This is a genomic window from Ruegeria sp. CH8, assembly GCF_056536985.1.
Window position 1 is genome coordinate 1 of sequence record NZ_JBQFQR010000002.1, and the last position, 12743, is coordinate 12743.

Consider the following 12743-nt stretch of genomic DNA (forward strand, 5'->3'; position numbering starts at 1 on the left):
CATGGTGCCGAGGATCACACCTTCCTGATCGCGCAGGGCGATATCCTGACCCAGCTCGATTCCGTCGGCAAACTCTTCGCTGACGTCCAGCGTGATCGGCATCGGCCACAGGGTGCCGTCGGCCAGGCGCATGTTTTCGACGACGTTGTCGTAATCAGCTTCGGACAGGAATCCCTTGAGCGGGTTGAACCCGCCATTCATCAGAAGCTCCAGATCGCAGATCTGACGCGGGCTCAGATCCCAACTGGTCAGGTCGGCGGCCTCCACTTTCAGCTTTTGAGCCGAGTCATAAGATACATACAACTCGGAGATCGGAGCTAGATTGCTTAACATCGTCATAAGAATACTCTTGTCGAAGTGCGGTTTTACCGGTGGTTCCGGGGCATTTGCGGGGTATGTGTCCCGACTGCTGATTGAAGTCCATATACATTGATTGAATTAAGGACGATATGTGTGGTTTTTTCTCGGATTGGAAGGATTTTTCGCAGGCCGAGAGGTTTTTGCGACTTATTTCCCATTAATGAGAGGTCGAGACGCGGATTCAGCACAAGTGTTCCTATCCTGTGCTAGTAAGCAGCAACTCCGAAGCACTTGCCACGGGCAGGGCTGGAATCGGGCGTGTCACGCCGCGCAGCTCAAAACGCCTCATGTGGGTTTGATCACCCTCATACCCTGCCGCTTGCAACAATTCGGCCGAGACCAGTAGTTCGACCCCCAGCGCCTTGGTTTCCCCCTCCAGCCGACTGGCTACGTTGACCGCGTCGCCGATGATGGTGCGTGCAGCATGACCCGCAGCACCGATTTCCCCCAGCACCAGATCACCCAGATGCAGCCCCATCCCGATGCGTATGCGGGGACTGCCCTCGGCCTCAAGCCGCTGGTTGAACTGCGCGAGAGCACCGCTGACGTCCATCGCAGCTTTCAATCCGGCGCGAGCCGAGCTTTCCGTGTCAGGCGTTTCGAACACCGCCAGTAGGCCGTCGCCCATGTATTTGTCGACCACGCCGCCATCTGCGGTGATCGAGGGAACAATGGCGTCGAAGAACCGGTTCAGCAGGAACACGATGTCATAGGGCAATTGACCGGTAGTGCGTGATGTGAACCCGCGCATATCCAGAAACAGAACGGCCAACTTGCGTTCTTGCCCTTGGCTGGCATGGGCTCGGTGTCGTCCTCCTTCCGGGCGGAACATGCGATACGCAGTAAGCGTTTCGGTCGGACGAATCTGACAGGCCAGCCGCGCTCCGTTTGGAGCGCCAACGGCAGCGAGGCTTCGGGCCTCTATTTCGCCAGGCGCAGGGAGGTTTTCTGCGCCATCCTCGACGATCACCCGGCATGTCGTGCAGCGCCCCTTGCCGCCGCACAGGGCGGTATGCGGAACGCCGTTGGCCTGCGAAATCTCAAGCAGTGTCATGCCCTTTTCAGCCACAACTTCGGGACCTTCGACATATTTTACACGTACGGAATGCCTACGACGCCACAATTTGCGAAGCGCGTAGACCGCCAGCGCGGTCCCAAGCGCGATCCAAAAAGCCATCAACGCATTGTCCTTGACGCTGAACATGGCCTCGAAGGCTTCGGGCGAGGGCCAGTTGTAATGCTCGACATACTGCTCACGCAGGAACGGGTCGGCAAATTCCGCCCAGATGCGACGCCCTTCGGTCAGCAGCCCGGCCAAAGCGAAGGAGGGGATAAACACCGCCAGACCGATCAGATAGGGTACGGTCTTTGACCACCAACGGGTCAGCCGCAGCCACATATGCAGTCCGATGCAGCCGTGAATCCACACCACCAGCAAAAGCAGGCTCTGCATCCAGATCACGGTGCCGGGCCACATCAGGACGATGATATAGCCCATCTCGTCATTTACATCATAGATTTCATGCGCATAGCGCGTTTGCACGATGTGTGAGATCAGTTGCAGCGGGATCAGCAAGCCAAGCACAACCTGCAACCCGGTTGAAAACGGCATCCGTAACGTTCTGCGTTGGCTGATCGAGTACAATGCGAGCCCGGCATGTATCAGCAAGGCGGCATATAAAACCACGCTCATGGCATCGTGGCGCGTGACGGTTTTGCGCCCATCTTGCATGCCGTGAAGGTAATCGGTGTGAAACAGCCCCAGTCCGATATTGATGAAGTGGAAGAAGGCAAAGGTGAACAGGATCAGGCCACTGCCGATCCTCAGCCGGGTTGCCCACCCGCCTTGCCATAGAACGCTACTCAATCAGATCACCTGCATTCGCTTTGCTTGGGCATGAGTCTGATACGCGTAAGCGAGTGGGTCAAGAATAAGACGGAATCCATTCGGTTGCCGAAGCATCCGTGCGGATCAAAGCAGGGGAGATGTTGAACAGCACCACATGGCTGAGTTCGGGGCGCGAGCGAGAGCTGTACAGCAACCCATCGGCGCCCATCGCGCGGGCTTCGTCGGAAAACTGCCATGTGGGTGAACGCCCCTGAGCGTCGTGGATGTCTTGCCAGACAATCGAAACGTCGGGTTGCCCGCGTAAGTCCATCAACTGAGCGTTCGTGATGCGGGCGCGTTGCAAGACCCGTGGTGGGTCACCGTCCGAGACATATCTCCGAATCGCAACACCGGCACCCTCTGCGCTGAAAGAGGCATAAAGCGCTGTCTGCCCCGCATAATGAAAACGCCCCTCGGGCGCTTTTGCAGGGGCCAGAGAGGCGTCGATCTGTGACAGAAACAGAATTCTCCAGACGGGGCCGGAGAATTCCAGCACTGGGTTAGTCCTGCTCCGCCAGGAAGCGTTCCGCGTCCAGCGCGGCCATGCAGCCCATTCCGGCGCTGGTGACGGCCTGACGATAAATGTGGTCGGTCAGGTCACCAGCGGCGAAGACACCGGGCACCGAGGTCTCGGTCGAGCCCGGCTTGGTCACGACATAACCGCCCATGTGGGTTTCCAGTGAGTCCTTGACCAGTTCGTTGGCAGGCGCGTGGCCGATGGCTACAAAGACGCCCTTGCAGGGAATCTCGGTGATCTCGCCGGTTTTCACGTTCTTGACGCGCACGCCTTCGACACCCAGCGGGGCATCGGTGCCGACCACTTCTTCCAGCTCGTGGAACCACAGCGGCTCGATCTTTTCGTGTTTCAGCAGGCGATCCTGCAGGATTTTCTCGGCCCGCAATTCGTCGCGACGGTGGACCAGTGTCACTTTGCTGGCGAAGTTGGTCAGGAACAGCGCCTCTTCCACCGCAGTATTGCCGCCGCCGATCACTACGATCTCCTGACCGCGATAGAAGAACCCGTCGCAGGTGGCGCAGGCAGACACGCCAAAGCCCTTGAATTTGTCCTCCGAGGGCAGGCCCAGCCATTTCGCACGCGCACCGGTGGCCAGAATGACGGCATCGGCGGTGTAGGTGGTGCCGCTGTCGCCCTTAGCGGTGAAGGGGCGTTTCGAGACATCCAGATCGCTGATTATGTCCCCGATTACCTCACAGCCCATGGCCTGAGCGTGCTCCTGCATCTTGATCATCAGATCGGGCCCCTGAACTTCGGTGAAGCCGGGATAGTTCTCGACATCCGTGGTGGTTGTCAGCTGACCGCCGGGCTCGATGCCCTGAACCAGAATCGGCTCCAGCATTGCGCGGCTTGCGTAGACGCCCGCAGTGTAACCGGCCGGTCCCGATCCGATGATCAGAACCTTGGTGTGACGTGTTTCGGCCATGGTACCCCCAACTCGATCTGCCTGATTTGGGCGCGCGGCCCTTGGCCGATGGATATAGCGACCCCAGTGCCGCGCTTAAAGCCCCTTCCTGTTTCACATCCGTTATGCGCCCTGAGAATGGCGCACAAAAAAAGGACATTGAAAATAAACAATATTGCGCGACCGCGAAAGATTATTGCGCATCCGCCGGGTGCTGATATAACAACCGAAAAATCAGGAGCATTCGATGGTCGCGATACGGCTGGATGAGATTGACCGGAAGATTCTGGCGGAATTGCAGGCAGACGGCCGCATGACCAATGTCGAATTGGCAAAGCGCGTGGGTATTTCTGCGCCTCCGTGCCTGCGGCGGGTGCGGACGTTGGAAGAATCGGGCCTGATCCGCGGCTACCACGCCGAAGTGAACTCGCGCGAGCTGGGATTCGAGGTTCAGGTCTTTGCTATGGTCGGTCTGGAAAGCCAGGCCGAATCCGAACTGAGCGCCTTCGAGGAACGCTGCCGTGAATGGCCGTTGGTGCGGGAATGCCACATGCTGAACGGCGAGGTAGACTTTATCCTGAAATGCGTCTCACCGGACCTGAGCAGCTTTCAGCAGTTCCTGACAGGCGATCTGCTGACCACGCCGAACGTGGCCAGCGTCAAGACTTCGCTCGTCATTCGCGGCGCAAAAGACGAACCCGGCGTGCCCTTTGATGTTCTGGAAGAACGAATGAGCCGGACGGCGTAACCGCCGCCGCCTTCGGATGCGGTTTCATTGGTGGCAGAAAAGCTGCCACCAACATGTAAAAGACCCAACTTATTAATAACTGCATAATGCCCCCACATTGCAGAATTTACCCGGATTTAGGCTGTTATCGCATCCATCTCTCCATCCCCTGCGCGCGGCAGCGCCAACGGCCCGAAGTCGTTCAGCGTGTCGATATGCGCAAACAGGTTCAGATAGATCGACTTCAGTGACTGGCTGACCATCCGTATGGCGTTAACACCTGGATGATAGGTCTCGAATTGCAGCCCGTCGACCCTGATAACAGCGTGGCGTTTGAGACATATATGAAACAGCTCGATCGGTGTTGGTGGCAGCGTTTCAATGACGCTCATGCCGTCTTGAAACTCGTGGATCGGGGTAAGGACCTGATCGTCACCGTGCAGATGGCGAAGATGTGTGGGCGTTCCCAGTAGCCGCGCAGCGGGCCCTGCGATGACACCCGACATCGGCTTTTGCATTCCGAACGTGTCAGCCATGATCCGTGTCAGCGGCCGCGTCCGGCCGCGGAAGTCCTCGCGTCCGGGAATCAAGGTAACCGAGCCTTTCCACAGCACCGTTTCCGAGGTTCCGTTCTGCGTCAGAACGGTATCGCCGGGCAGCAGGTCTTCGATCGCCATCGGTCCGAACTCGGTTTCGACCAAAGATCCACGCGTAAAGGCGCAGAAGGCATCTTCGAACATTGGCAGGGCAGGTGCAATGTGCCGGGTCTGTACTACATCCCCGTTTTTCATCAGCGTGCTGACTTCATAGCGCCGCAGCTGCGCCTTTTTCTGTGTTGTTGGTCTTGGCGCGTCGCGTAGCAATGCCGACGTCTCGACGGCATTTCTGGCAGCGCGCGACAATGAACGTGGAATGTCCATTACAATTATTTCCCCTCTAACGTCCGAACAGACAGACTGAACCCCCGTGCAGGCCCGCCTTATCGGATTTACTATTGTCTCGAAGGAAGGTGGCGACCGCAGGGCGGCAGGCGCACAGGACGCTTGTCGCGATGAAAATTCCCACGTTTTTGGTCACGACATTGACCCCCCAAACAAACTCACACAAACGCTGGCGAAATTGCCGGCGCACACACGCTCCGAACCTGAAACGCGCACAATTGTCGCGACAGGTCGCACATCGGATCGGAGCACCCCTCCGGTGTGCGTCTTGGCCCCTGGAACCGGCAGCTTGGTTCCTTGGGCATTTACGGTCAGCGGCGAACTGCCAGTCGGCGTGCGACCCTGACCGAGTGACTGGAGACTCGTTTCCACGGCATCTCCAATTCGTGCTCTCTGGTGGCCGCAACCACGGCGCTGAGAAAGCGTGATTTCGTCTTCATGCTATGTTCCTGCCCGCATTGGGGGCTTTTGCCCCGGTTTCCTTCTGAAGCCTTAACCTGCAGTGCCATTGCGGCAGCGATAAGGCTGATCCGGGATGAATTCGGGACAAAGAACGGTTTGCGATTCCTCTTTTCCGGACGCGTCTCGCTCTGCTGAGGTTTTGATAGGTGACCCCTGAGTGCGGACAAATAAGTCAAAATGTTGCGACTCAGATAGGCAAAAGATTGTGGCGAAAAAGCGGCGAAACCGCAGTTGCCCCTGCGCGGTTTTAAAGTCTGATAGCGGAAATCAGGCGGCCATAATCGGCCTCTTTCGCGTGGGTTGACCGGCGATAGGAATAGAATCTGTCCGGGTCAGAATAGGTGCAATGGCGTGTCCACTCGGCCTGACCGACTCCCGCCTGACGCAGCCGGTGCAGCCCAAAGGCGGGCAGGTCGAATTGCAGCCTGTCGCCGTCTCCATTTGCGAAGAATTGCAGGTTTTCCGGAGAATCGGCGACAAACTCGTCCAGAAACTCGGGGCCTACCTCATACGCGCGTTGCGAGATCGACGGGCCGATCACGGCCACGGTGTTTTCCCGCTTCGCGCCCAAGGCTTCCATTGCGTCCAGGGTTGCCTCAAGCACCCCGTCCAGAGCGCCCCGCCACCCGGCATGGGCGGCCCCGATCACGTTTGCGTCAGTATCGGCGAACAGAACCGGTTGGCAATCGGCGGTGAGAATCGTTAGGGCCAGACCGGGCGTTGCCGTGACCACCGCATCGGCCTTGGGTTTATCGCCATTGAGCGGGGAATCGACGGTCAGAACGGTCGGCGAGTGCACCTGATGAACACCGATCAGTTCCGCAGGTGCTACGTCCAACGCCTGCGCCACCCGTTCGCGATTCACCGAAACGGCCTCGGTTTGGTCGGATGAACCGTACCCACAATTGAGGCCGGAAAATACACCGGATGAGGCACCTCCGCGGCGGCTGAAGAACCCGTGACGCAGGGGCGATAGCAAATCTGAGGTCAGAATTTCCAGGGTCATGGCTCTAGTCCCGGTGGTGGCGAGGAAGGGGTGGGGTAGAGGCCCAGCACCTTGAACAGGTTTCCCATTTCCTCGGGGTGCGTCAACCGGTGATGTGCGGCAGTCAGCGCTTCAAGCTCAGACCCGCCGAGCGGCTCTGCCAATATTTGTGCGCGGGTGGTGATTCCCAGCCGTTCAAGGAACACGCCTTGCGGTGTCAGGCGCGAATGAGCGCATCCTGCCGCGCGGGTCGCCAGAGCCAATGGCTCGAAATCCACATGCGCGGTTAGGTCGGCCTGACCGGGCAGGGCCAAAGGGTCTGTGCGTTCGTGCGCCTGCAACGCCTGAAACGTGTCACCTTGTGAATGCCAGTCGCCATAATCCACAATCAGACCGGCCCCGCCATGGGTGCCGATTCGTCCGGCGATCACAGTGATGATGGGAATCGCCGCGGTGCAAAGCTCGACCAGATCGCCATCTTTGGTGTCATCCAGCCGATCCTTCAGCGCAACCTGTTCGCCAGGCGGCCCCAGCCCCCAGGTTAGTGCGTCGCGATCCAGACCGATCAGCCGTTCGCGCCAGCCATCGCCGTCACGCAGAAACTGGCGGATGGGCAGGACGTCGAAGAACTCGTTCGCGACCAGAAACAGAGGGGCGTCGGGCAGGTCCGCAACCGAATCGATCCAGCGCGGGTTATGGTCCTTTAAGGTCTCCGCCTGAATGTCCCGCAGTGTGGGTGAAGCCTCGACCAGCACCACCTCCGCAGCTTCAAGAAACCCCGGCACGCGTGCCGTGGCGCGCAGCATATCCGCCATCAGCGTACCGCGTCCCGGGCCAAGCTCGGCCAGCACGAAACTTTCAGGATGCCCCTGATCCAGCCAGCTCTGCGCCAAAGACAGGCCGATCAGTTCTCCGAACATCTGGCTGATTTCCGGGGCCGTGATGAAATCCCCCTGCGCGCCCAGAGGGTCACGGGTGGTGTAATAACCATGTGCCGGGTGCAGCAGGCATTCGGTCATATAGTCGGCCACGCTCATCGGGCCGTCTTGCACGATCCGCGCCAGCAGATGATCTTTCAGGCTCATGAAACCGATCTTGCACGCCAGGCGAACCACAAGCCAAGCGCAATCATCGGCAGCGACAGCAATTGCCCCATCGTCAGGCCATAGCCGTCGACCTGCAGGGCCAGACCCAGCGGGTTACCGACCGAGATGAACTGTGCGTCAGGCTGTCGGAAGAACTCGACAATGAACCGCGAGGCTCCGTAGCCCGCCATAAACAGTCCCATGATCAGGCCGGGCTTGTGAAAAGCCCCGCGCCGGTAGACCAGCCAAAGCAGCAGGGTGCCTAGCAGCAGCCCCTCTAACGCGGCTTCATAGAGTTGTGAGGGATGCCGCGCGCACATGCCCGCGACCACGCCGGGGCAATCCTGTGCGGCCGCCCCCGGAAAGATAACAGCCCAAGGCAACTCACTGGGCCGTCCCCAGAGTTCGGCGTTGATGAAATTCGCCAAACGCCCCAGCAGCAATCCCGGTGGTACTGTATGTGCGATCAGGTCGGCCATGGACAGAATCGGAAGCTGGTGACGCCGCGCATAAAGGTAAGAGGCGATCACCACACCCAGCAGCCCGCCATGAAAAGCCATGCCGCCCTGCCAGACTTGCATAATCTCCACCGGGTTCGAAAGGTAATAAGCAGGTTGATAGAACAGCACGAACCCCAGGCGCCCACCCAGAATCACGCCGATGATGATCCAGGTGATCAGATCCTCTAGCTGTTCGGGCTTCATTGGTGGTGTCTTGTCGGGCCACAGGCCCGGGCGCTTCAGCGCCATGATCCCTATCCGCCAAGCGATCAGGATACCGGCGATATAGGCCAGCGCGTACCACCGCAGCGCGAACTCCATCCCGAACAGCGAGATCGAGAACAATTCGGGCGACAGATCGGGGAAATTCAGAACAGCCTGCATGTGCGTCTCATTGCCCGGGGTTTGCGGGGCAAGTCAACCTTGAGCCCGCGTCAATCATTCCCCATATAGAGACCAACCGCGATTTCGGAGTAAAGCCATGCAAACCCGCAACAAGATCCTCGATGACGTTTCCCAACTGATGACCAACGCCATGGGTGTGGCTCAAGGCGCGCGCGAAGAAGCCGAGAACGCGATGAAGTCGATGATCGACCGTTGGCTGGCTGACCGCGATTTCGTCACGCGCGAGGAATTCGATGCCGTCCGGGCGATGGCTCAGAAGGCGCGTGAAGAGAACGCAGCGCTTGAAGCACGCATTGCCGCGCTTGAGGCAAAACTGGACAAGTAACGTCCGACTCAGAGATTTTTGGAATAAGCTACTCGCCGTGCAATCCAGCCCGGATTGTGCGGTGTTGTGTATCTTGCCGCCTTGCAGAATTTAATCAAGACAAAGCTGCGTCATGTGCCAATATTTTGATCGCCGTGGCCATTCGTCCACAACTTATTGCTGTTATCCCCAATAAATAGGGTTGCCAGAACCCATCTTGCGTCGCACCATATTTAGTACAGGCCTACGGGGGAAGCCCGGCTTGTAGAGCAGGCAACTAGCGCTGGGGCGCTGCCAGCCCCGAAATGCTAGAGATTAGTGAGGTGGCATTATGGCCCTTTCCGAGCAGTTTCTCGAAGAAGACCTTCATCCGATCGATATTGTTGAACATTTGGCTGAACACCACGACTGGGACTTTGACCGGATCGGGGATGATCAGATCGCTATGGCTGTCGAAGGGCAGTGGCGCACATACTCGATCACTTTGGCCTGGTCGCACTATGACGAGACCCTTCGGATGGTCTGTTCCTTTGAAATGGAGCCGCCGTCCGAGCGTGAAGGCGATTTGTACGAGCTGCTGAACAAGATGAACGATCAGTGCTGGGCGGGGGCGTTCACCTATTGGGCCAATCAGAAACTGATGGTCTATCGGTACGGCCTGGTGCTGGCGGGTGGTCAGATGGCCAGCCCCGAACAGATCGATACCCTGATCAACGCAGCGGTGCTGAGCGCCGAGCGGTTCTACCCGGCGATCCAACTGGTCACATGGGGTAACCGTACTCCGGAAGAAGCGATGCAAGTCGCCATTGCAGAGGCCTACGGCCGCGCGTAAAGCTTTGCCCCAAGCCGACTAAGGGGAGGGGCAATCATGGACATGTCACGCGTCGCCGAGCAGGGGCTGGTGCTTCTGGGCTGCGGCAAGATGGGATCGGCCATGCTCGCCGGATGGTTGGAGCATGGCCTTCCTGCGTCAGCCGTCTGGGTGATCGACCCGAACCCCTCGGACTGGTTGAAGGCGCAGGGCGTCAATATCAACACCCCGTTGCCCGAAGCGCCCGCGGTGGTTCTGGTGGCCGTCAAACCGCAGATGATGGGTGAGGCTTTGCCCGCGATCAAAGCGCTGGGCGGCGGGGGCAGCCTGTTCGTGTCGGTTGCTGCGGGCACCTCGATTGCCACATTCGAATCCGTATTGGGTGAGAGCACTCCGATCGTGCGCGCCATGCCGAACACACCTGCCGCGATCCGGCAGGGAATCACCGCGCTGATCGGCAATTCTGTTGCCTCGGATGCCGATGTTGCGCTGGCCCAAGATCTGCTGTCGGCGATTGGCGAGACCGTCCGGCTTGATGATGAGGCGCAGATGGACGCTGTCACTGGCCTCAGTGGTTCGGGTCCGGCTTATGTTTTCCACCTGATTGAAACGCTGGCCGCTGCTGGTCAGGCGCAGGGATTGCCGCATGAACTGGCGATGAAGCTGGCCAAGTCCACCGTTGCAGGTGCAGGTGCGCTGGCGATGGTGGCCGAGGAAGACCCCTCGCAACTACGAATAAATGTGACGTCGCCCAATGGCACTACACAGGCGGCACTTGAGGTGCTGATGCACGAAGAAGAAGGCTTCCCTGATCTGCTGCACCGCGCAGTCAAAGCCGCCACCGACCGATCCAAGGAGCTGTCCCGTGAGTGAGATTACCTTCGACGAATTCCTCAAGGTCGATATCCGCGTGGGTGAGGTGATCCGCGCCGAGCCCTATCCCGAAGCCCGCAAGCCTGCGATCAAGATGTGGATTGATTTTGGCGATGAGATTGGCGAGCGTAAAACCTCGGCCCAGGTCACCGCACATTACGATCCCGCGTCGCTGGTGGGCAAGCAGGTGGTGGCCGTGGTCAACTTCCCGCCACGCCAGATCGGCCGCTTCATGTCCGAGGTTCTGGTGCTGGGCCTGCCGGATGAAAACGGTGAGGTCGTTCTGATCGGGCCAGATGGCGAAGTTCCTGTCGGCGGGCGGATGCACTGATGAGACTGTTTATCGCCCGCCCGATGACCGCCGCCGTCGAGGCCCGCGCTCGTGCCGAGTTCGACGCTGAAATTCGCAGTGAAACACTGCCGATGACCCGCGATGAGATGCTGCGCGCGCTAACGGACTTCGACGTGGTCGTGCCCACGCTGGGTGATCTATTCTCGGCTCAGGTTTTCGCCGACGTGCCCAATCCCCTCTGCAAACTGCTGGCGAATTTCGGCGTTGGCTACAATCATATCGACGTGGACGCCGCGCGTTCCGCTGGCGTTGCCGTGACCAACACGCCCGGCGCGGTCACCGATGCCACCGCCGACATCGCCATGACCCTGCTGCTGACCACTGCCCGTCGTGCGGGTGAAGGCGAGCGACTGGTTCGGGCAGGCGAGTGGCAAGGCTGGCACCCGACGCAGATGCTGGGCCATCACGTCAGCGGCAAACGGGTTGGTATCGTCGGCATGGGGCGTATCGGCCAGGCCATCGCGCAACGGTGTCATTTCGGGTTCGGAATGCAAGTCGCGTACCAGTCACGCAGCGCCAAAGATTTGGACTTTCCAGCCGTGTACACAAGCGATCTGAAGGCGCTGGCCGGATCTGTCGATTTCCTGATCCTTGCTGTCCCCGGCGGTGACGAAACCCGTCACCTGATCAACGCTTTGGTGCTTGGGGCGATGAACCCCTCGGCCATCCTGATCAATATCGCGCGTGGCGAGGTTGTGGACGAGTCGGCTCTGATTGCGGCACTGCAAGCCGGCGAGATCGCGGGGGCGGGGCTCGATGTCTACGAATTCGAACCCGCCGTCCCGCAGGCCCTGCGCGATATGCAGAATGTAACCCTTCTGCCCCATCTGGGCACCGCGACCGAGGAAGTGCGCACCGATATGGGCCATATGGCGCTGGATAATGTCGCGGCCTTTGTCGAAGGCCGCGCGCTACTGAACCCGGTTTAAGACCCGACCGCCTCGCGCCAGTGTTTGCGGCAGAGCGAGACATAGGTTTCGTTCCCGCCGATCTGCACCTGTGCGCCTTCGGTGATGGTATTACCGTTCTCGTCCTGACGAATCACCATCGTCGCCTTGCGACCGCATTTGCAGATCGTGCGGACCTCTCGCATCTCATCAGCCAGCGCCAGCAGGGCCGCCGAGCCAGGGAACAGGCGCCCCTGAAAATCCACCCGCAGCCCATAGGCCAATACCGGAACGCGTAGATCATCCACGGCGCGGGCCAGTTGCCAGACTTGCTCTTCGGTCAGAAACTGCGCCTCGTCGACAAAGACGCAGGCGATCTCGCCTCGGTTCAAGCGCGCTTCAATCATCGCAAACACGTCATCACCGACCGAGAATGTATCGGCCTCGGCGGAAATCCCGATTCGTGAGGCGATCTTCCCCACTCCGGCACGCCCATCCAGCGCTGCGGTCATAAGATAGGTATCCATGCCCCTCTCGCGATAGTTGTGCGAGGCCTGCAGCAACACGGTCGATTTGCCCGCGTTCATGGTGGAGTAGTTGAAGTAGAGCTTTGCCATGTGTCCGGGTCTAGATTGCCAGCTCCCCTTGGGCAAGATGCCAATGCCCGGGAAAAAGGCGACGTCGCCATTGATGTTGCAGGGGCCGAGCCTAAGCTCAAGGGGGATGGAATCCCCGCGTCAAC

General features: G+C 59.3%; 14 protein-coding genes and 1 pseudogene. 6 read left to right on the forward strand and 9 right to left on the reverse strand.

Annotated elements, in window-relative coordinates; genetic code table 11:
- The 4 genes and pseudogenes from ACR0ER_RS02020 to trxB all read right to left on the reverse strand — a co-directional run.
- Nucleotides 1–339: pseudogene (locus ACR0ER_RS02020) on the reverse strand (adenylyltransferase); the annotation flags it as partial.
- A 217-nt stretch (nucleotides 340–556) separates the two neighbouring features.
- Nucleotides 557–2227, reverse strand: a complete 1671-nt coding sequence (locus ACR0ER_RS02025; RefSeq protein WP_480767507.1) for an adenylate/guanylate cyclase domain-containing protein — start codon at nucleotides 2225–2227, stop codon at nucleotides 557–559.
- A gap of 58 nt (nucleotides 2228–2285) precedes the next feature.
- A complete protein-coding gene (locus ACR0ER_RS02030) occupies nucleotides 2286–2744 on the reverse strand; it encodes an RES family NAD+ phosphorylase (protein WP_480767508.1) in 459 nt (152 codons plus the stop codon).
- Nucleotides 2745–2748: 4 nt separating this feature from the next.
- Nucleotides 2749–3690 (reverse strand): thioredoxin-disulfide reductase, encoded by a 942-nt coding sequence (gene trxB / locus ACR0ER_RS02035; protein ID WP_480767509.1) that lies wholly within the window; start codon nucleotides 3688–3690, stop codon nucleotides 2749–2751.
- Between the two features lie 226 nt (nucleotides 3691–3916).
- Here trxB and ACR0ER_RS02040 point away from each other — a divergent pair, with 226 nt between their 5' ends.
- Nucleotides 3917–4417, forward strand: a complete 501-nt coding sequence (locus ACR0ER_RS02040; RefSeq protein WP_480767510.1) for an Lrp/AsnC family transcriptional regulator — start codon at nucleotides 3917–3919, stop codon at nucleotides 4415–4417.
- Nucleotides 4418–4533: 116 nt separating this feature from the next.
- Here ACR0ER_RS02040 and ACR0ER_RS02045 read toward each other — a convergent pair whose 3' ends face one another.
- From ACR0ER_RS02045 to lgt, 4 genes are all read right to left on the reverse strand, one after another.
- Entirely contained in the window at nucleotides 4534–5316 is a 783-nt protein-coding gene (locus ACR0ER_RS02045) for a Hint domain-containing protein (protein ID WP_480767511.1), read from the reverse strand.
- Nucleotides 5317–6046: 730 nt separating this feature from the next.
- A complete protein-coding gene (gene pgeF / locus ACR0ER_RS02050; RefSeq protein WP_480767512.1) occupies nucleotides 6047–6805 on the reverse strand; it encodes a peptidoglycan editing factor PgeF in 759 nt (252 codons plus the stop codon).
- On the reverse strand, nucleotides 6802–7869 hold the full coding sequence (locus ACR0ER_RS02055; protein WP_480767513.1) for a class I SAM-dependent methyltransferase: 1068 nt from the start codon (nucleotides 7867–7869) through the stop codon (nucleotides 6802–6804). Before ACR0ER_RS02055 ends, pgeF begins: the two co-directional genes overlap by 4 nt.
- A complete protein-coding gene (gene lgt, locus ACR0ER_RS02060) occupies nucleotides 7866–8753 on the reverse strand; it encodes a prolipoprotein diacylglyceryl transferase (protein ID WP_480767514.1) in 888 nt (295 codons plus the stop codon). The genes ACR0ER_RS02055 and lgt overlap by 4 nt, the downstream gene beginning before the upstream one ends.
- Nucleotides 8754–8850: 97 nt before the next feature.
- Between lgt and ACR0ER_RS02065 the strand changes: the two genes are divergently transcribed.
- From ACR0ER_RS02065 to ACR0ER_RS02085, 5 genes are all read left to right on the forward strand, one after another.
- Nucleotides 8851–9099 (forward strand): accessory factor UbiK family protein, encoded by a 249-nt coding sequence (locus ACR0ER_RS02065; RefSeq protein WP_050604795.1) that lies wholly within the window; start codon nucleotides 8851–8853, stop codon nucleotides 9097–9099.
- Between the two features lie 310 nt (nucleotides 9100–9409).
- Nucleotides 9410–9910, forward strand: a complete 501-nt coding sequence (locus ACR0ER_RS02070) for a type III secretion system chaperone family protein (RefSeq protein WP_480767515.1) — start codon at nucleotides 9410–9412, stop codon at nucleotides 9908–9910.
- Nucleotides 9911–9946: 36 nt separating this feature from the next.
- Entirely contained in the window at nucleotides 9947–10762 is an 816-nt protein-coding gene (gene proC / locus ACR0ER_RS02075) for a pyrroline-5-carboxylate reductase (protein ID WP_480767516.1), read from the forward strand.
- Complete coding sequence (locus tag ACR0ER_RS02080) at nucleotides 10755–11093, forward strand: tRNA-binding protein (protein ID WP_480767517.1); 339 nt, start codon at nucleotides 10755–10757, stop codon at nucleotides 11091–11093. The genes proC and ACR0ER_RS02080 overlap by 8 nt, the downstream gene beginning before the upstream one ends.
- Nucleotides 11093–12043: a 2-hydroxyacid dehydrogenase gene (locus ACR0ER_RS02085; RefSeq protein WP_480767518.1), complete on the forward strand. Its 951-nt coding sequence runs from the start codon at nucleotides 11093–11095 to the stop codon at nucleotides 12041–12043. Before ACR0ER_RS02080 ends, ACR0ER_RS02085 begins: the two co-directional genes overlap by 1 nt.
- On the opposite strand, the gene ACR0ER_RS02090 is transcribed toward ACR0ER_RS02085, so the two are convergent.
- Nucleotides 12040–12618, reverse strand: coding sequence for a thymidine kinase (locus tag ACR0ER_RS02090; RefSeq protein ID WP_480767519.1), 579 nt, complete (start codon nucleotides 12616–12618; stop codon nucleotides 12040–12042). The genes ACR0ER_RS02085 and ACR0ER_RS02090 overlap by 4 nt on opposite strands.
- Between the last annotated feature and the right edge of the window lie 125 nt (nucleotides 12619–12743).